The organism is Cereibacter johrii, from assembly GCF_001720585.1.
Lineage (GTDB): Bacteria > Pseudomonadota > Alphaproteobacteria > Rhodobacterales > Rhodobacteraceae > Cereibacter_A > Cereibacter_A johrii.
Map to the genome: position 1 here is coordinate 1 of NZ_MABH01000163.1, position 19,172 is coordinate 19,172.

Annotated in this window: 16 protein-coding genes; 14 read left to right on the forward strand and 2 right to left on the reverse strand. The window is 67.9% G+C overall.

What is annotated here, in order from left to right:
* Positions 1–55 precede the first annotated feature (55 nt).
* Positions 56–844: an SUMF1/EgtB/PvdO family nonheme iron enzyme gene (locus A9O63_RS14615; RefSeq protein WP_069332604.1), complete on the forward strand. Its 789-nt coding sequence runs from the start codon at positions 56–58 to the stop codon at positions 842–844.
* Between the two features lie 750 nt (positions 845–1,594).
* Positions 1,595–3,184, forward strand: a complete 1,590-nt coding sequence (locus tag A9O63_RS14620) for a 2-isopropylmalate synthase (RefSeq protein WP_069332605.1) — start codon at positions 1,595–1,597, stop codon at positions 3,182–3,184.
* A 153-nt stretch (positions 3,185–3,337) separates the two neighbouring features.
* Here the strand turns inward: A9O63_RS14620 and A9O63_RS14625 are convergent, their stop codons facing one another.
* Positions 3,338–4,294, reverse strand: coding sequence for an acyltransferase family protein (locus A9O63_RS14625; protein WP_069332606.1), 957 nt, complete (start codon positions 4,292–4,294; stop codon positions 3,338–3,340).
* Positions 4,295–4,642: 348 nt separating this feature from the next.
* Between A9O63_RS14625 and A9O63_RS14630 the strand changes: the two genes are divergently transcribed.
* The 5 genes from A9O63_RS14630 to rodA are packed head-to-tail and all read left to right on the forward strand — an operon-like array spanning position 4,643 to position 10,238.
* Entirely contained in the window at positions 4,643–5,680 is a 1,038-nt protein-coding gene (locus A9O63_RS14630) for a rod shape-determining protein (RefSeq protein WP_002719492.1), read from the forward strand.
* A 33-nt stretch (positions 5,681–5,713) separates the two neighbouring features.
* Positions 5,714–6,616, forward strand: a complete 903-nt coding sequence (gene mreC / locus A9O63_RS14635) for a rod shape-determining protein MreC (RefSeq protein ID WP_069332607.1) — start codon at positions 5,714–5,716, stop codon at positions 6,614–6,616.
* On the forward strand, positions 6,609–7,148 hold the full coding sequence (locus tag A9O63_RS14640) for a rod shape-determining protein MreD (protein WP_069332608.1): 540 nt from the start codon (positions 6,609–6,611) through the stop codon (positions 7,146–7,148). Before mreC ends, A9O63_RS14640 begins: the two co-directional genes overlap by 8 nt.
* Positions 7,145–9,091, forward strand: a complete 1,947-nt coding sequence (gene mrdA / locus A9O63_RS14645; RefSeq protein WP_069332609.1) for a penicillin-binding protein 2 — start codon at positions 7,145–7,147, stop codon at positions 9,089–9,091. The genes A9O63_RS14640 and mrdA overlap by 4 nt, the downstream gene beginning before the upstream one ends.
* 7 nt (positions 9,092–9,098) lie before the next feature.
* A complete protein-coding gene (gene rodA / locus A9O63_RS14650) occupies positions 9,099–10,238 on the forward strand; it encodes a rod shape-determining protein RodA (RefSeq protein WP_069332610.1) in 1,140 nt (379 codons plus the stop codon).
* Positions 10,239–10,403: 165 nt separating this feature from the next.
* Here the strand turns inward: rodA and A9O63_RS14655 are convergent, their stop codons facing one another.
* Entirely contained in the window at positions 10,404–11,270 is an 867-nt protein-coding gene (locus A9O63_RS14655) for a MurR/RpiR family transcriptional regulator (RefSeq protein WP_069332611.1), read from the reverse strand.
* 159 nt (positions 11,271–11,429) lie between these two features.
* On the opposite strand from A9O63_RS14655, the gene A9O63_RS14660 reads away from it, so the two are divergent.
* The 7 genes from A9O63_RS14660 to A9O63_RS14690 all read left to right on the forward strand — a co-directional run bounded on the left by A9O63_RS14660 (position 11,430) and on the right by A9O63_RS14690 (position 19,133).
* Complete coding sequence (locus A9O63_RS14660; protein ID WP_069332612.1) at positions 11,430–12,209, forward strand: N-formylglutamate amidohydrolase; 780 nt, start codon at positions 11,430–11,432, stop codon at positions 12,207–12,209.
* A 4-nt stretch (positions 12,210–12,213) separates the two neighbouring features.
* Complete coding sequence (locus tag A9O63_RS14665; RefSeq protein WP_009564772.1) at positions 12,214–12,720, forward strand: TRAP transporter small permease subunit; 507 nt, start codon at positions 12,214–12,216, stop codon at positions 12,718–12,720.
* Positions 12,720–14,045, forward strand: coding sequence for a TRAP transporter large permease (locus A9O63_RS14670; protein WP_069332613.1), 1,326 nt, complete (start codon positions 12,720–12,722; stop codon positions 14,043–14,045). Before A9O63_RS14665 ends, A9O63_RS14670 begins: the two co-directional genes overlap by 1 nt.
* Positions 14,046–14,101: 56 nt before the next feature.
* Positions 14,102–15,139 (forward strand): TRAP transporter substrate-binding protein, encoded by a 1,038-nt coding sequence (locus A9O63_RS14675; protein ID WP_009564770.1) that lies wholly within the window; start codon positions 14,102–14,104, stop codon positions 15,137–15,139.
* Between the two features lie 71 nt (positions 15,140–15,210).
* Positions 15,211–16,590: a glutamine synthetase family protein gene (locus tag A9O63_RS14680; protein WP_069332614.1), complete on the forward strand. Its 1,380-nt coding sequence runs from the start codon at positions 15,211–15,213 to the stop codon at positions 16,588–16,590.
* A gap of 12 nt (positions 16,591–16,602) precedes the next feature.
* Positions 16,603–17,991 carry an aldehyde dehydrogenase family protein gene (locus A9O63_RS14685; RefSeq protein ID WP_069332615.1) on the forward strand — a complete coding sequence of 463 codons (1,389 nt, stop codon included), beginning with the start codon at positions 16,603–16,605 and terminating at the stop codon, positions 17,989–17,991.
* A complete protein-coding gene (locus tag A9O63_RS14690) occupies positions 17,988–19,133 on the forward strand; it encodes an iron-containing alcohol dehydrogenase (protein WP_069332616.1) in 1,146 nt (381 codons plus the stop codon). Before A9O63_RS14685 ends, A9O63_RS14690 begins: the two co-directional genes overlap by 4 nt.
* Positions 19,134–19,172 lie beyond the last annotated feature (39 nt).

Below are 19,172 nucleotides of genomic sequence, written 5' to 3' on the forward strand. Positions count from 1 at the left end.
GTCCCGGCTCTCCCGCCGGCGCGCCTGCGCGCCCCTCGCCACAAGGATCCCCGCCATGCCCCGCGCAGCCCTCGCCACAGCCTTCGCCGCGGTCGCGGCCCTCTTCGGGCCGGGGCCGTCCGTCCCTGCCGTCGAGGCACCCGAGACGGTGACGATCCCCGCGGGGCCCTTCTTGCACCGGACCTCGGCCGAAGTCCGCATCGGCACGCGGCGCATCGATCCTCCGGTGGAGCTTCTGGCGCTCGGCGCCTTCGCGATCATGACCCATCAGGTGACGCAGGAGGACTATGCGCGTTGCGTGGCGGACGGAGACTGCCTGCCCGCCGCGACAGAGCCCGGCCGCCTCCTGCCCCAGACCGGGCTCAACTGGTCGGACGGCGCCGCCTATGCCGCCTGGCTCTCGGAGGCAACGGGGCAGGCCTGGCGCCTGCCCACCGACGCCGAGTGGCTGCGGGCCGCGGCCGAGCGCGGCTTCGACGGCGCGCTCGGGGCGGAGGCGGACGATCCGTCGAAGCGCTGGCTCGCGAGCTACCGCGCCGAGGTCTCGCGCCGCGGCGAGGCCGATCTCGTGCCCCATCCGCAGGGCCACTTCGGGCAGAACAGCCTCGGGATCTGGGACATGGCCGGCAATGTCTGGGAATGGACGGAGAGCTGCGACGAGAAGCGCGCCTCCTCGCCCGAGGGCCGGCTCCTCTCCTCCGAGCGGTTCTGCGGCGTGCGCGTGGCGCAGGGCAAGCACCGCGCCTTCCTCGTGGATTTCGTGCGCGATGCCCGCTCGGGCGGCTGCGCGGCGGGCATTCCGCCCGATTTCCTCGGCCTCAGGCTGGTCCAAGACCTGCCGTGACCCGCCGAGGACCGGCGCCCGAAGCTCCGGCGGAATGCCAGGCGCGTCCCCTTCCGCAGGGAAAAGTCCCGGCCGAGGGCGCAAGCATCTCGATTGTCCTTCCCGGCTGGAGGTTCCGCTGACGGATCCTGTCTGCGCCCGGCCGCCCCGCGCCGCGTTGCGGTCGGTCAACCGCGGCCGCGACCTGCCCGCGCAGACAGAAACGCCGTGGCATCCCTGCGTCCGACGCAGCCCCGCGCCACGACAAGGGCCGCCCGCCTCTCCGCTCCTTCGGCCGGTCCCGTCGCGGCCCGAGGCCCTCCTCACGCCCGCGCGGCACCTGCCGAGGCCATCCTCCCTGCAATCCACCAGCCGGCCCTGCCGGTGCCCATGCCGGCCCCTGCCCTCTCTGCCCGCCCGCGAGGACACGGTGCCCGGGGCTTCACACGCAGGCGCCGGATGCCGATCCCCGATCTGAAGGCAATGCGGGCCTCGGCACCCCGTCGGTCTGCGAGGCTCCGGCAAAGCGCAGCCCCCGGAGCGAAAAGCGCCATGTGCGGTCAATTTCGCACTTTCCTTTTGCGCCCTGCTCCGTAATATCCGCGCCATGACACGGGACCGCACCATCGCGATCAGCTCCGCCTCGCCCCTCCGGGCTGTGGCTGCCCGTGCGCTTCTTCTCCTTAGCTGCCTCTGAGCGTGCCCTTGGGCGCGACCGCTCGGAGGTGACCAGCGCCCGGGACCGAAGCTGAGGACAACGAGAGAATTCACATGACCGACACGACCAAGACCGCATCCGAGCAGGACCGCGTCCTGATTTTCGACACCACGCTCAGGGATGGCGAACAGTCGCCCGGCGCGACCATGACGCATGACGAGAAGCTCGAGATCGCGGCGCTGCTCGACGAGATGGGCGTGGACATCATCGAGGCGGGCTTTCCCATCGCCTCCGAGGGCGATTTCGAGGCCGTCTCGGCCATCGCGCGGCAGTCGAAGAACGCCACGATCTGCGGCCTCGCGCGGGCCAACTACAAGGACATCGACCGCTGCTGGGAGGCGGTGCGGCACGCGAAATCCCCCCGCATCCACACCTTCATCGGCACCTCGCCGCTGCACCGGGCGATCCCGAACCTCGACATGGACCAGATGGCCGAGCGGATCCACGACACGGTGAGCCACGCCCGCAACCTGTGCGACAATGTGCAATGGTCGCCGATGGATGCGACGCGGACCGAGCACGACTATCTCTGCCGCGTGGTCGAGATCGCGATCAAGGCCGGCGCCACCACGATCAACATCCCCGACACGGTGGGCTACACCGCCCCGCGCGAAAGCGCCGACCTGATCCGCATGCTCGTCGAGCGCGTGCCGGGCGCGGACACGATCGTCTTCGCCACCCACTGCCACAACGATCTGGGCATGGCGACCGCGAACGCGCTGGCGGCCGTCGAGGCGGGGGCGCGCCAGATCGAATGCACGATCAACGGCCTGGGCGAGCGAGCGGGCAACACCGCCCTCGAAGAGGTGGTGATGGCGCTGAAGGTCCGCAACGACATCATGCCCTACCGCACCGGCGTCGATTCGACCAAGATCATGAACATCAGCCGCAAGGTCGCCACCGTCTCGGGCTTCCCGGTGCAGTTCAACAAGGCCATCGTCGGCAAGAACGCCTTCGCCCACGAAAGCGGCATCCATCAGGACGGGATGCTGAAGAACGCGCAGACCTTCGAGATCATGCGACCGGCCGATGTGGGCCTCGCCGACACGTCGCTGGTGATGGGCAAGCATTCGGGCCGGGCGGCGCTGCGCGCAAAGCTCAAGGATCTGGGCTACGATCTGGCCGACAACCAGCTGAACGACGTCTTCGTGCGGTTCAAGGCGCTCGCCGACCGCAAGAAGGAGGTCTATGACGATGACATCGTGGCCCTGATCCAGGATCAGGTGACTTCGGCCGAACATGACACGCTGCAGCTCAAGCGGCTGCGCGTGGTCTGCGGCACCGACGGCCCGCAGGAGGCCGAGATGACGCTCTCGGTCGAGGGGGTGGACCATGCCATCGACGCGACGGGCGACGGGCCGGTGGATGCGGCCTTCAACGCGGTGAAGATGATCTATCCGCACCATGCCAAGCTGCATCTCTATCAGGTCCATGCGGTGACCGAAGGCACCGACGCGCAGGCGACGGTCTCGGTCCGGCTCGAGGAGGACGGCAAGATCGCCACGGGTCAGGCCGCCGACACCGACACGGTGGTGGCGAGCGTGAAGGCCTATGTGAATGCGCTGAACCGCCTGATCCACCGCCGCCAGAAGTCGGCGCCGGGTGCGGACACGAAGGACGTGCATTACAGCTCGCACGCCTGAACGAGGCGCGCCGTCGGAGCGCAGGGCTCCGCCACCTCCCATCGGATCGGGCCGCCCCACGGGCGGCCCGTCTCATTCCGGCCTGCCGCCGCGCGCGGGATTGCCCCCCCGGGCCACGGCCTCGGGACAGGGCCGGCGACGCTCGGAAGAGGGTCAGAGGATCGGCAGCCGCCGCGCGGCGAGCACCACCGGCACCGCAAGAAGCGACGCGAGGCAGAGCCCGATCAGCGTGCGCAGCGTATCGCCCATCTCGACATCGTAGGTGAAATGCAGCACCGCGATATGGACGAGATAGAGCGCGGTGGCGAACTGGCCGAAGTCGCGGCTCCGGCCCATCAGGCGGCGGTTCTTCACGGTCAGGAACAGGGCCGGGCAGACCAGCGCCAGAGAGGCGAAGATCTCGAACACCGGATCCTCCCGGTTCCAGACCATGTTCGCCCCCCATTCGGCCAGCAGAAGCGCCGAGGCCGCGGCGAGCACCGCCGGAGTGCCGAAGCGCGCGAGCCTTTCCTCGTGCCGCGCGATGAGCACGCCCGCCACGAGGAACGGAAAGCCCATGAACAGGAAGTTCCGGTAGCTCTGGACCCGGTTCAGCAGATCGTCGAGCGGCGGCTCGAAGAGGTGGAAATTGCCCGCATACTGGATGCCCACGCCACAGGCGAAGGCCAGAAGCGCGATCCCGGCCAGCACCCGCTCGCCCAAAGGCCTCAGCGCCGCCACGAGGAGCCCCGCGAGGAGCAGCGCCAGCAGATACCACAGGTGGTAGTAGCCGAAGACCAGCACCTCGCGTCCGAAGGCCGGCACCTTCAGGGCACCGGGCAGCCAGAGCGGCGCATAGAGCGCCATCCAGATCCCGTAGAGCAGCGCCCCCCGCCGCGCCCAGACCCGGAGCCCGCGGTCGAGCTGCCTCTCGAGATAATAGCCGTTGATGACGAGGAAGGTCGGCACGGCGATCCGGAACAGGCAGTTGGTGAAGAAGTCCGAGGCCATGGGATGCAGGTCGCGCAGGAAGCCCGCGTGCAGCCCCACGACCATCACGGCCATCACGATCTTGAGAGCGTCGAGCGACAGGTTCCGCAGCGGCGGGCTCAAGGCGGCGGAGGGGGACAATCTGCTTCCTCATCTTTTCGAACGGGCGGAAGCTAGCGCGGCGCGCGGCCGCGGCAAAGGCGGCGAAAGCGGGCAGGCGAGGCGCAGCCTTACTTTTCTGCCCTTGTCCCGGCCGAAACGGCGGGGCATCTCGCCGCAGCACAGGCTCCGTCCGGCCCGCCTCCCCTCCCCCGTCCCGACCGGCACGGGCGGCGCGAGAGAGCCGTCCAATCGGCCCGGCGCGCGGATTGACGCCGCCCCCTCCTGTCAGGGGCCTTTCCCTCTCGGCGCACCCTTCCTATAAGCAGGGCGCCTGCCTCGCCGAGAGTCGCGGGTATTTCCTTCTTCGCAGGACAGGATCAGCAGAGCATGTCGTTTCTCACCGGCCTCTTCTCGTCGGACATGGCCATCGACCTCGGCACCGCCAACACGCTGATCTACGTTCGCGGCAAGGGCATCGTGCTCAGCGAGCCTTCGGTGGTGGCCTACCATGTCAAGGACGGCAAGAAGCAGGTTCTGGCCGTGGGCGAGGACGCCAAGCTGATGCTCGGCCGCACGCCCGGCTCCATCGAGGCCATCCGCCCGATGCGGGAAGGCGTGATTGCCGACTTCGACACTGCGGAAGAGATGATAAAGCACTTCATCCGCAAGGTTCACAAGCGCACGACCTTCTCGAAGCCGAAGATCATCGTCTGCGTGCCGCACGGCGCGACCCCGGTCGAGAAGCGGGCGATCCGCCAGTCGGTCCTGTCCGCAGGCGCCCGCCGCGCGGGCCTGATCGCCGAGCCGATCGCCGCGGCCATCGGCGCGGGAATGCCCATCACCGACCCCACCGGCAACATGGTGGTGGATGTGGGCGGCGGCACGACCGAAGTGGCGGTGCTCTCGCTCGGCGACATCGTCTATGCCCGCTCGGTTCGGGTCGGCGGCGACCGGATGGACGAGGCGATCGTGGCCTATCTCCGCCGCCACCAGAACCTGCTGATCGGCGACTCGACCGCCGAGCGGATCAAGACCTCGATCGGCACCGCGCGGATGCCGGACGACGGGCGCGGCCAGTCCATGACCATCCGCGGCCGCGACCTGCTGAACGGCGTGCCGAAGGAGACCGAGATCAACCAGGCGCAGGTCGCCGAGGCGCTGGCCGAGCCCGTGCAGCAGATCTGCGACGCGGTGATGCAGGCGTTGGAGGCCACGCCCCCGGATCTCGCCGCCGACATCGTCGACCGCGGCGTGATGCTGACGGGCGGCGGCGCGCTGCTGGGCGATCTCGACCTCGCGCTCCGCGAGCAGACCGGCCTCTCGATCTCGGTGGCCAACGAGTCACTGAATTGTGTGGCCCTCGGCACCGGCAAGGCGCTGGAATACGAGAAACAGCTCCGGCATGTGATCGACTACGAAAGCTGACGGCCCCGCCGCCGGCTCTGAGAGGGAGCGCCCTTGGCCCGAGACCGGATCAGACCGGAGGATTTCACCCGTCCGCTGCGCCGTATCCTCGTCGGCGGGCTGGTCCTGCTGCTGCTCGGGATCTTCCTGATCTGGCGGATCGACAGCCCGCGCGTCGAGCAGTTCCGCGCGGCGCTGATCGACCGTGTGGTGCCCTCGTTCGAATGGCTCATGACGCCCATGACCAAGGTTGCGGGCATGGTCGAGAACTTTCAGTCCTACACGCGGATCTACGAGCAGAATCAGGAGCTGCGCCGGGAACTTCAGCAGATGAAGGCCTGGAAGGAAGCCGCGCTCCAGCTCGAGCAGAAGAACGCACGGCTGCTGGACCTGAACCAGGTGCGGCTCGATCCGAAGCTCACCCATGTGACGGGCGTCGTGCTGGCCGACTCGGGCTCGCCCTTCCGTCAGTCGGTCCTGTTGAACGTGGGCGCGCGCGACGGCATCCGCGACGGCTGGGCCACGATGGACGGGATCGGCCTCGTCGGCCGGATCTCGGGCGTGGGCCGCACCACGAGCCGGGTGATCCTGCTCACCGACACGAGCAGCCGCATCCCCGTGACGGTGCAGCCCTCGGGCCAGCGCGCCCTGTTGACAGGTGACAACTCGCCCTCCCCGCCGCTCGAGTTCCTCGACAAGCCCGACCTCGTGCGGCCGGGCGACCGGGTGGTGACCTCGGGCGACGGCGGCGTGTTCCCGGCAGACCTCCTTGTTGGACAGGTGGCGCAGGGGCCGGATCGCCGTCTCCGGGTGCGGCTTGCGGCCGACTACGGGCGGCTCGAGTTCCTGCGCGTGCTGCGCAGCCACGAGCTCGAACCGATCAGCGATCCGGGCAAGCTCGTGGCCGAGCCCCCCGCCCCGCCCGCCCCCGCCGCGGTGGAGGGTGCCGATGGCTGAGGGCGTGCGCCGCCGCGTCTGGCTTTATCCCACGGCCTTCGTGGCCATCGCGGCCTTCCTCGTGATGCTGCGCCTGCTGCCGCTCGGCCTGCGCGCCGGGGCCTGGCCGGGCCCGGACCTGCTGCTCTGCCTTATCCTCGCCTGGGTGATCCGGCGGCCCGACTACCTGCCCGCGCCGCTTCTGGCGGTGGTGCTCCTGCTCGAGGATCTCCTCCTCATGCGCCCGCCGGGGCTCTGGGCCGCGCTGGTGCTGGTGGCCACCGAGTTCCTCCGCTCGCGCGCAGCGCTCACGCGCGAGCTGAGCTTTCCGGTCGAATGGCTGCTCGTCTCGGGCGTCATGCTCGCCCTGCGCTTCGGAGAACGGACCATCGCGGCGCTGGCGCTCCTGCCGCAGCCCGCGCTCGGCGAGCATCTGTTGCAGACCGCGATGACGATCCTCTGCTATCCTCTGATCGTCGGCTGCTGCTGGCTGCTTCTGGACCTGCGCAAGCCCGCGACGGGAGAACTCGACGCATTCGGGAGACGCATGTGAGACGATCCGCCCGCGATTCCGAGGACAGCGCCCGCAAGGTAAACCGCCGCGCCCTCTTTCTGGGCGGCGCCATGACGGCCATGTTCGCCGTGCTCGGCGCGCGGATGCGCTATCTTCAGGTGGACCAGGCCGACGAGTTCAAGCTGCTGGCCGAGGAGAACCGGATCAACATCCGGCTGATCCCGCCCACGCGCGGCCAGATCTTCGACCGCAACGGCCGCCTGATCGCGGGCAACGAGCAGAATTACCGCGTCGTCATCACGCGCGAGGATGCGGGCGACGTCGAGGCCGTGCTGCGCCGGCTGGCCGACGTGATCCCGCTGACCGAGCCCGACATCGAGCGCGTCATGACCGAGGCCAGGCGCCACAGCCCCTTCGTGCCGATCATCGTGGCCGACCGGATGGCCTGGGACGATCTCTCCAAGGTGGCGATCAACGCGCCCTCGCTGCCCGGCGTCACGCCCGAGGTGGTCCTGAGCCGCGCCTATCCGCTCGACACCGACTTCGCCCATGTGGTGGGCTATGTGGGCCCGGTGAGCGAGAACGACCTCGCCAAGATCGAGGATCCGGATCCGCTGCTGAAGATCCCCGAGTTCCAGATCGGCAAGATCGGCGTCGAGACCTGGATGGAGGACACGCTGCGCGGCAAGGCCGGCACCAAGCGGATCGAGGTGAATGCCTACGGCCGCATGATGCGCGAGATCGACCGGGTCGAGGGCGATGCGGGCGACGACATCCGCCTGACGATCGATGCCGAGATCCAGGATTTCGTGCAGGCCCGCCTCGGCGCCGAGAGCGCGGCGGCGGTGGCCATCGACGTGATCACGGGCGATATCCTCGCGATCTGCTCGTCGCCCTCGTTCGATCCGAACCTCTTCGTGCGCGGGATCTCGTTCAAGGATTACGCGGCGCTGACCGAAAACGACCACCGGCCGCTCGCCAACAAGGCGGTGCAGGGCGCCTATCCGCCGGGATCGACCTTCAAGATGGTCACGGCCCTCGCGGCCCTCGAAGCGGGCGTGATCACCCCCGAGACCGCGGTCTATTGCCCGGGCCACTACGAGACCGGCGGGCGGCGCTTCCACTGCTGGAAGCGCGGCGGTCACGGCATGGTGTCGCTCTCGCGCTCGCTGTCGGAAAGCTGCGACGTCTATTACTACGACATCGCCCAGCGGGTCGGCATCGACAAGATCGCCGAGATGGGCCGCAGGCTCGGTCTCGGGATGCGCCACGACCTGCCCATGTCGGCCATCACCGAAGGCATCATGCCGGACAAGGCCTGGAAGCGGCAGCGCTACGAGCAGGACTGGCGGATCGGCGACACGATCAACGCCTCGATCGGGCAGGGCTATGTGCTGGCCTCGCCCCTGCAGCTCGCGGTGATGACGGCGCGGGTGGCGAGCGGGCGGGCGGTGCAGCCGCGCCTCGTGCGCTCGGTGGGCGATACCGAGCTGCCGGTGCCCGAGGCGCCGCCGCTCGGCGTCGACGGCTCGCTGCTTCGATCCGTCCGTCAGGGCATGTATGCCGTCATCAACGAGCGGCGCGGCACCGGCCACACGAACCGGATCGTCGATCCGGCGCTGGTGATGGCGGGCAAGTCCGGCACGAGCCAGGTGCGCAACATCTCGGCCGCCGAGCGGGCGCGCGGTGTCATCTCGAACGACCAGCTGCCGTGGAACCGGCGCGACCATGCGCTCTTCGTGGGTTTTGCCCCCTTCGATGCGCCGCGCGTGGCGGTGGCTGTCGTGGTGGAACATGGCGGCGGCGGCTCGTCCGTCGCGGGCCCGATCGTGCGCGACGTGATCCTGCGCTGCCTGACGCCGGGGCCCCTGCCCCCGCTTTCGGCCTATCCCGAGAGCCAGCGGGCGCGGATGGAGACGCTGCTCACGAGCCTGCCGCTGCGCAAGATCGAACCCGAAGTCACCGCCCGCTCGCGGGCCTGAGGCTGCCATGAGCTTTCTCGAATATCGCGTGAAGACCGCGCCCACGGGCCTTGCCAAGGTGCTCCACATCAACTGGGCGCTGGTGCTGCTGGTCACGGCCACGGCCTCGGTCGGCTGGCTCATGCTGACCTCGGTCGCGGGCGGCGACATCGACACCTGGGCCGGGCCGCAGATGAAGCGCTTTGCCGTGGGCCTCGTGCTGATGTTCAGCGTGGCCTTCGTGCCGATCTGGTTCTGGCGCAACATGGCGGGGCTGGCCTATATCGTGTCGCTGGCGCTTCTCGTGGTGGTGGAGTTCTTCGGCACCGTGGGCATGGGGGCGCAGCGCTGGATCGCGCTCGGGCCGATCGTGCTGCAGCCGTCGGAAATGGCCAAGGTCACGCTGGTGATGATGCTTGCGGCCTATTACGACTGGCTCGACCCGAAGAAGGTCTCGCGCCCGCTCTGGGTGCTGCTGCCGGTGCTCATCATCCTCGTGCCGACCGCCCTCGTCGTGATCCAGCCGAACCTCGGGACGGCCCTGCTTCTGCTGATGGTGGGGGCGGCGGTCATGTTCCTCGCGGGCGTGAGCCTGTGGTATTTCGGCGTGGTGGCCGCGATGGGCGTGGGCGCGATCTTCTCGGTCTTCTCGCTGCGGGGCACGCCCTGGCAGTTCCTGCACGACTACCAGTATCGCCGGATCGACACGTTCTTCGACCCCACCGCCGACCCGCTCGGGGCGGGCTACAACATCATCCAGGCCAAGATCGCGCTCGGCTCGGGCGGCTGGGCGGGCAAGGGCTTCATGCAGGGCACCCAGAGCCGGCTGAACTTCCTGCCCGAGAAGCATACGGACTTCATCTTCAACACGCTGGCCGAGGAATTCGGCTTCGTGGGCGCCGCCTCGCTTCTGGTGCTCTATGCGCTGGTCATCGCCTTCTGCGTGGCCTCGGCGATGCAGAACCGCGACCGGTTCTCCTCGCTCCTGATCCTCGGGATCGCCGCGAACTTCTTCTTCTATCTCGCGGTGAACCTGTCGATGGTGATGGGCATGGCCCCCGTCGTGGGCGTGCCGCTGCCGCTGGTGAGCTACGGCGGTTCGGCCATGCTGGTGCTGATGGTGGCCTTCGGCCTCGTGCAGAGCGCGCATGTCCACCGGCTGAGGTGATCTCGCGCACGGGCTGGCGGGCGTCATCGCCCGTCAGGCCGTGGTGCCTTCGCATGGCCCCGCCGGGGAGCGTCGCCTTCCCCGAAGGCCGGCCCCGCCGGGGAACCTGCGCCGCCCGGGGCGCTGATCCATCCTGCGGCGGGCGCGGCGTCGCCGGGCGGGATCCTATCGGTGGCGGCGGAAGACCCGGGTGCGGGCGTAGAGATCCTCGAGCCGCTTCATCCGCTCTTCCGTCTGCTCCCAGGTCAGGCTCTGCACCGCCGAGATCAGGCTCTCGACCAGCACCAGCATGGCGACCGTCGAGTCCCAGGCCGAAGGCACCTCGATCTGGCAGGAGAAGGTGTGGCGCGCATGGACCGCCGCGGGCGAGATCCAGCGGTCGGTCATCAGCACCACCTCGACCCCCTGCTCGACCGCCATCTCGGCCACCTGCAGCACCATGTTCTCGTAGCGGCGGATGTCGAAGAGCAGCAGGATGTCGCCTCGCCCCATGTCGAGCAGCGCCGGCGGCCAGGTGCTCGACATGTCGGACATGAGCGTGACCTCGGGGCGGGTCACCTTCATCAGCGTGGTGAAATAATCGGCGAGCGCGTGGGTGATGCGGCCGCCCAAGACGAAGATCCGCCGCTCGGGATCGGCGAGGAGGCGGGCGGCCGCGTCGAATTCGGCATGGTCGATCTGGCTCAGCGTCGCCTGAAGGTTGGCCACCACCGCATCGGCGAACCGGTTGAGGATGTGGGTGTCGGGCACCCCGCCGGCCCAGCGGTCGTGCTTGGCCAGGGGCGAGAGGAGCATCGCCTCGACCTCGCCGCGCAGCCCCGACTGAAAGTCGGGATAGCCCTTGAACCCCAGCTTCTGCACGAGACGCACCACGGTGGGCGTCGAGACGTCGGCGGCCTTGGCGAGCGCGGTGATCGAGCCCAGCGCCGCCACCGGATACTGCCGCAGGATATGCGTGGCGAGCTGACGCTCGGCCCGGGTCATGTCGGGCAGCGCCGACCGCATGAGTTCCTCGATGCTGGACAGACCCATCCCGTCTCCTCACGTCCGCCGCTTGCGCGGGCATTGCGCGGCGGAATCCGCCTCCGCCGCAGTAAACATCTTAACAGCTTCGGTTGCGAAGAAAAATTCTTGACAGACCGGAGCCTCGCGGTGGAGCCTTTGTGGCAACAGGGAATGAATCGGACAATAATGACCTTCGCCGACATGGCGCCGGACCGCTATCCGGCCATCCTCGAAAATGCGTGCGCGCGCAGCCGCTTCCTGCTGGTCTGCGAACATGCCTCGCATGAGATTCCGGGCCGCTGGGGCGATCTCGGGCTGCCGGAAGAGCTGCGGCAGGCCCATATCGCCTGGGATCCGGGTGCGCTGGGCCTGTCGCGCGGACTGGCGCGGCGGCTTGACGCAGCTCTTGTTCACGCACCGGTGTCGCGGCTCGTATACGATTGCAATCGGGCGCCGGATCAGCCGGGCGCGATGACGGAGCGTTCCGAGATGCACGAGATCCCCGGCAATCGCCGCCTCTCTCCCGAGGAGCGCGCCGCCCGCACCGCGGCGATCTACGCGCCGTTCCACGCGGACCTCAGGGCCGAGATCGTGCGGCGCCTCGCTCAGGGCGCGGCCCCGGTGCTGGTGACGGTCCATTCCTTCACCCCGGTCTGGCACGGCCAGCCGCGCGCGGTCGAGTTCGGCATCATCCACGACCACGATCCGGCTCTCGCATTGGCCGTGCTCGAGGAGAGCCGCGACAGCGGGCTCGTCTGCGGGCTGAACGAGCCCTATTCTGCCGCCGACGACGTGACCCACACGCTGCGCCTTCAGGCCCTGCCCTATGGACTTGCGAATGTGATGCTCGAGATCCGCAACGATCTGATCGCCACGCCCGAGGCCGAAGAGGCCATGGCGGAGCGTCTGGCCCCCATCCTCGCCCGCGCGCTCGGATCGCTCGCGGCCCCGGCCATGGCGGGCTGAGCCGATGCCGCGGGCCCTCGTCGCCTTCGTCCGGCTGGTCGACCGGCTGAACTACGGGATCGGCCGCTTCGCCATGTATCTGCTGTTCGTCCTGATGGGCGTGCTGCTCTGGTCCTCGGTCTCGAAGGTCTTCTTCAACCCGTCGCTCTGGACGCTCGAGATGGCCCAGTTCGTGATGGTGGCCTATTTCATCCTCGGCGGGCCCTATTCGCTGCAGATGGGCAGCCATGTGCGGATGGACCTGCTCTATGCCGACTGGCCGTTGCGCAAGAAGAGCTGGTGGGACGCGATCACGATCTTTGCCGTGATCCTCTATCTCGGCGTGATGCTCTGGGGCGCCATCGACAGCACCCTCTATTCGCTGCAATACAACGAGCGCAGCCCGACCGCCTGGCGCCCCTATCTCTGGCCCATCAAGATCGTGATGTGCGTGGGCTTCGTCCTGATGATCCTGCAATGTCTCGCGATCTTCATTCGCGACATCGCCACGCTGCGCGGGAAGACGATCTGATGTCCTACGAGATGATCGCCATCCTGATGTTCTCGGCCATGCTGCTGATGATGCTGACCGGACAGCGTGTCTTCGGCGTGATCGGCTTCGTGGCGGTGGTGGCCTCGCTCGCCCTGTGGGGCACGGGCGGGCAGAGCATGGGCTTCTCGGCCGCGATGAAGCTCATGAAATGGTATCCGCTGCTGACGCTGCCCATGTTCATCTTCATGGGCTATGTCATGAGCGAGAGCCGCCTCGCCGACGATCTCTACCGGATGTTCCATGTCTGGTTCGGGCCCGTGCCCGGCGGACTTGCGATCGGGACGATCCTGCTCATGGTGCTGATCTCGGCCATGAACGGCCTTTCGGTCGCGGGCATGGCCATCGGCTCGACCATCGCCCTGCCCGAGCTTCTGCGGCGGCGCTACGACAAGCTGATGGTGACGGGCGTGATCCAGGCGGGGTCGAGCCTCGGCATCCTGATCCCGCCCTCGGTGGTCCTCGTGCTCTATGCGATGATCGCGCGCCAGCCGGTGGGACAGCTCTGGCTCGCCGGCGTGGTGCCGGGGCTCATGATGGCGGGCATGTTCGTGGCCTATATCTGGATCCGCTGCCGGCTGAACCCCGCGCTCGGCCCGGTGCTGCCGCCCGAGGAACTGGCCGCGGTGCCGCGGTCCGAGAAGATGCGCCTGCTGGCCGCGGGTCTCCTGCCGCTTGGCATCTTCGCCGCGATGATGGTGCCCTTCGTCAACGGCTGGACGAGCCTTGTCGAAAGCTCGGTGATCGGAGCGCTGGTGACGGTTCTGGCCGCGATCCTGAAAGGCCGCTTCACCCGTGAGGTGTTCGAGACCTCGACGCGGGCGACGCTCGCCATCTCCTGCATGTTCATGTGGATCATCCTCGCGGCGCTGGCCTTCGGGGCGGTCTTCGATGGCCTGGGCGCCGTGCGGGCGATCGAGGGCCTCTTCGTCGACCGGCTGGAGCTGTCGCCCTGGACCATCCTCATCATGATGCAGCTCTCGTACCTCATCATGGGGATGTTTCTGGACGACACGGCGATGCTCGTCATCGTCGCGCCGCTCTATGTGCCGCTGGTGGGGGCGCTCGGCTTCGATCTGATCTGGTATGGCGTGCTCTATACGATCACCTGCCAGGTGGCCTACCTCACGCCGCCCTTCGGCTACAACCTGTTCCTGATGCGCGCCATGGCGCCGCCCGAGATCAGCATCGGCGACATCTACCGCTCGATCGTGCCGTTCGTGGGCGTCATGGTGCTGGCGCTGGTGCTGGTGATGGCCTTCCCCGAGATTGCGCTCTGGCTGCCGGAGACGCTCTACGCCAAGTAACGATTCACCAACGAGAGGCGGCCCGAACCGCCCCGACCCATCAACGGAGGTATGACATGACGACCAGACGGAAGTTCATCACCACGGGCGCACTGGCGGGGGCTGCGAGCCTTGCGGCGCCGGCCGTGACGCGGGCGCAGGCGCCGATCAAGTGGCGGATGCAGACCTATGCGGGCGCCGCCCTGGGCGAGCATGTGGTGAAGCCTGCGGTGGAGGCCTTCAACACCATCGCGCAGGGCCAGATGGAGATCGAGCTCTATTACTCCGACCAGCTCGTGCCCACGGCCGAGCTCTTCCAGGCGATGCAGCGCGGCACGATCGACTGCGTGCAGTCGGACGATGACTCCATGGCGTCGCCGACCGAAGTGACCGTGTTCGGCGGCTACTTCCCGCTGGCTCTGCGCTATTCGCTCGACGTGCCCGCGCTCTTCAACAAATACGGGCTGGGGGCCATCTGGGCCGAGGAATATGCCAAGGTGGGCGTGAAGCACATCTCGGCGGGCTCGTGGGATCCGTGCAACTTCTCGACCAAGAAACCGATCAACAGCCTGAGCGACCTTCAGGGCCTGCGCATCTTCACCTTCCCCACCGCGGGGCGCTTCCTGACCCGCTTCGGCGTGGTGCCGGTGACGCTGCCCTGGGAGGATGTGGAGGTGGCGCTCCAGACCGGCGAGCTCGACGGGCTGGCCTGGTCGGGCATCACCGAGGTCTATACGGTGGGCTGGGCCAACGTCACCGACTACTTCCTGACCAACAACATCTCGGGCGCCTGGATCGGGCATTTCTTCGCCAACATGGACCGCTGGAACGAGGTGCCGCCGCATCTGCAGGAGCTGCTGCGCGTCTGTTTCGAACAGTCGCACTACTACCGGCAGCACTGGTATTGGGCCGGCGAGGCCCATCTGCGGGTGAACGAGACCAAGCTCAAGCTGACCACGATCCCGGATGCGGAATGGAAGCAGGTCGAGGATGCGGCCGTGGAATTCTGGGACGAGATCGCACAGGAATCCGAGGTGAAGGCCAAGGTCGTCTCGATCATCAAGGACTATAACGAGACGATGAAGAAGGCAGGCCCGCCCTACCGCTTCTCCTGATCCCCCGCTCTCGGGCGGCCCTGCGCGGGCCGCCCATCCGCACGCCCGCCCGCGACTGAACGAGGAAGAACATGCCCGGCAACATGACATTCGATGCGCTGAAGGAAGCGGTGGAGAGCGGCGGGATCGATACCGTGCTCGTGGCCTGCGTGGACATGCAGGGCCGCCTGATGGGCAAGCGCTTCCACGCGCAGTATTTCATCGACGGCGGGCATCACGAGACCCACTGCTGCGACTATCTCCTGGCCATCGACATGGAGATGACCACCGTCCCCGGCTACAAGAATTCGGGCTGGGAAAAGGGCTACGGCGACTATGTCATGAAGCCCGACATGGCCACGCTGCGCGCCCTGCCCTGGATGCCGGGCACGGCGCTCGTGCTCTGCGACCTGCTCGACCATCACCATCGCGAGGTGCCCCAGAGCCCGCGCGCCATCCTCAAGCGCCAGATCGCGCGGGCCGAGGCCATGGGCTTCAAGGCGATGATGGCGACCGAGCTCGAATTCTTCCTGTTCGAGACCTCGTTCGACGCGGTGCGCAACTCGATGCAGGCCTCGGGCCAGATCCGCGACCTGAAGCCGATTTCGGCCTACAACGAGGATTACCACATCTTCCAGACCTCGAAGGAGGAAGAGGTGATGCGCGCCCTGAGGAACGGCCTCTATGGCGCGGGAATCCCTGTGGAATGTTCCAAGGGCGAGGCCGACGCGGGTCAGGAAGAGATCAATGTGAAATATTCGGACGCGCTCGACACGGCCGACAATCACGCGATCACCAAGACCGCCGTCAAGGATATCGCCCATGCCGCGGGCAAGTCCGTGACCTTCATGGCGAAATACGACCACCGCCGCGCGGGCTCGTCGAGCCATGTGCACCAGTCGCTCTGGACGCTCGACGGCAAGCCCGCCTTCTTCGACCCCGAGGCGCCGCACGGCATGTCCGAGCTCATGCGCCAGTTCCTCGCGGGCCAGCTGGCCCATGCCGAGGAGATCACGGCCTTCCTCGCGCCCTATGTGAACAGCTACAAGCGGTTCTGCGTCGGCATGTTCGCCCCCACCAAGGCGGTCTGGAGCCGCGACAACCGCACCGCGGGCTTCCGCGTCTGCGGCGAGGGCACCAAGGCGATCCGCGTCGAATGCCGGATCGGGGGCGCCGATCTGAACCCCTATCTCGCCTGCGCGGCGCTGCTTGCGGCGGGGCTTGACGGCATCGAGAAGAAGATGGATCTCGAGGCGGAAATGCGGGGCGACATGTACAGCACCGCGGGCGTCCGCGAGATCCCGAAGACCCTCCGCGCGGCGGCAGAACGGCTCAAGGGCTCGACGATGCTGCGCGAGGCGATGGGCGACGAGGTCGTCGAGCATTATCACCATGCGGCGGAGTGGGAGATCTCCGAACAGGACCGCGTGGTCACCGATTTCGAACTGGCCCGCCTCTTCGAGCGCGCCTGAACGGGGAACATCATGACGAAACCGATCCAGCTGATCTCGCCCGTCGACGGGCGGGTCTATGCCGAGCGGATGCCGCTCTCGATGGCCGATGCCAAGGCGATGGCGCGCCGGGCGCGGGCCGCACAGCCCGCCTGGGCCGCACGCCCGCTGGAAGAGCGCATCGCGCTGGTCAAGGCCGGCGTGGCGAAACTGAACGAGATGAAGGACAGCGTGGTCGAGGAGCTGGCCTGGCAGATGGGCCGTCCCACCCGCTTCGGCGGCGAGTTCGGCGGCGTGAACGACCGCACCGCCTACATGGCCGATATCGCCGCGGAGACGCTGGCGCCGACCGTGGTCGAGGCCTCGGACCGTTTCGAGCGCCGCATCGTGCGCGAGGCGGTGGGCGTGGTGCTGATCGTGGCGCCCTGGAACTATCCCTACCTCACCACCATCAACACGCTGGTGCCGGCGCTGATCGCGGGCAACAGCGTGGTTCTGAAACATGCGAGCCAGACGCTTCTCGTGGGCGAGCGGCTGGCGGACGCCTTCCATGCGGCGGGCGTGCCGGAGGATGTGTTCCAGAATGTCGTGCTGGATCACGGCACCACCGAGGCGCTGATCGGCGCGCGGGCCTTCAACTTCGTGAACTTCACCGGCTCCGTCTCGGGCGGCTATGCCATCGAGCGCGCGGCGGCGGGCACCTTCACCGCAACCGGGCTCGAGCTGGGCGGCAAGGATCCGGGCTATGTCCGCGCGGACGCCGATCTCGATGCGGCGGTCGACAGCCTGATGGACGGCGCCATGTTCAACGCGGGCCAGTGCTGCTGCGGGATCGAGCGGATCTATGTCCATGAAAGCCTCTACGACGCCTTCGTCGAGAAGGCGGTGGCCTGGGTCAAGGCGCTGAAGCTCGGCAATCCGTTCGAGCCCGAGACGACGCTCGGGCCGATGGCGAACGTCCGCTTCGCGCGCGTCGTGCGCGAGCAGGTGGCCGAGGCGGTGGCCGCGGGCGCCCGGCCGCTGATCGACCCCGCCCTCTTCCCGGCCGATGACGGCGGCGCCTATCTCGCGCCGCAGATCCTCGTGGATGTCACCCACGACATGCGGGTGATGAAGGAAGAGAGCTTCGGCCCCGTGGTGGGCATCATGAAGGTCTCGGGCGACGAGGAGGCGATCGGCCTCATGAACGACAGCCCCTACGGCCTGACCTGCTCGCTCTGGACGCAGGATGCCGAAGCCGCCGCCGAGATCGGCGCGCAGCTCGAGACCGGCACCGTCTACATGAACCGCTGCGACTATCTCGACCCCGCCCTCTGCTGGACGGGCTGCAAGGACACCGGACGGGGCGCCGCGCTCTCCGCTCTGGGCTACATGTCGGTCACGCGGCCGAAATCCTACCATCTCAAGAAGGTGACGAAATGACCCTCCGGGCGAACTGGTCCTATCCGACTGCCGTGAAGTTCGGCGCGGGCCGCATCGCGGAACTGGCCGAGCAGTGCAAGGCCGTCGGGCTGAAGAAGCCGCTCCTCGTGACCGACAAGGCGCTGGCCGCGCTGCCGATCACGGCTTCGGCGCTCGACCAGCTGGAGGCGGCGGGCCTCGGGCGCGCCTGCTTCTCCGAGGTCGATCCGAACCCGAACGAGAAGAACATGGAGGCCGGTATCGCCGTCTACAGGGCGGGCGGCCATGACGGGGTGATCTGCTTCGGCGGCGGCTCGGCGCTGGACCTCGGCAAGATGATCGCGCTGATGCACGATCAGACCGTCTCGGTCTGGGATCTCGAGGATATCGGCGACTGGTGGACCCGGGCCGACGCCGCGAAGATCGCGCCGATCCTCGCGGTGCCGACCACGGCCGGCACCGGCTCGGAAGTCGGCCGGGCGGGCGTGCTCACCAACTCCGAGACGCACAAGAAGAAGATCATCTTCCATCCGAAACTTCTGCCCGCGGTCACGATCTGCGACCCCGAGCTGACGGTGGGGATGCCGAAATTCATCACCGCGGGCACCGGCATGGATGCGCTGGCCCACTGTCTCGAGGCCTATTGCTCGCCCTTCTACCATCCGATGAGCCAAGGCATCGCGCTGGAGGGGATGCGGCTCGTCTTCGAGAACCTGCCCAAGGGCTATGCCACGCCGGGCGACCTCGAGGCGCGGGCCCACATGATGAGCGCGGCGGCAATGGGGGCCGTGGCCTTCCAGAAGGGCCTCGGCGCCATCCATTCGCTGAGCCATCCGGTGGGTGCGGTCTACAACACCCATCACGGCACGACCAATGCAGTGGTCATGCCCATGGTGCTCGACTTCAACCGCCCCGCCATCGAGGAGAAGATCGCGCGTGCGGCGGCCTATCTCGGGATCGAGGGCGGCTTCGACGGTTTCCGGGCGAAGATCATGGCGCTCCGCGCCGAGCTTGCGATCCCCGAGACCCTCTCGGCCATGGGCGTCGAGGCCTCGCGGCTCGACGAACTGACCGGGATGGCGCTGGAAGATCCGTCCTGCGGCGGCAACCCGGTCGAGATGACGCGCGAGAACACCCGCGCGCTCTTCGAGGCCTGCCTCTGAGACGCGGCGGGCGGCCCGGTCTTCGGGCTTCCCGCGGAT